General features: G+C 42.9%; 1 pseudogene. It reads right to left on the bottom strand.

Annotated elements, in window-relative coordinates:
* Positions 1-106 precede the first annotated feature (106 nt).
* Positions 107-224: pseudogene (locus KI369_RS30185) on the bottom strand (oxidoreductase); the annotation flags it as partial.

Raw genomic sequence — 224 nt, 5'->3', positions numbered from 1 at the left:
GGGGAAGTAAACCTATCCAGCCGCAAATCCTGGCCTTAAACATATGCACTCCATGCCATTAAAAAAGAAACAAAAGGGAAATGCATCTTTCCCTTTTGTATATTCGTTATTCTCGCGAAATACCCTCCAACGTAGACAACACTTCCTCAGAAAGTTGCAATTTTTCAGCAGCCATATTCTCCCGTAAATGCGCAACCGAAGACGTCCCTGGGATCAGCAAAATA

Origin of the sequence: Bacillus sanguinis (assembly GCF_018332475.1) — a bacterium.
Lineage (GTDB): Bacteria > Bacillota > Bacilli > Bacillales > Bacillaceae_G > Bacillus_A > Bacillus_A sanguinis.
The sequence above is the reverse complement of the archived record's forward strand: the minus strand, read 5'-3'. Positions and strand labels throughout refer to the sequence as shown.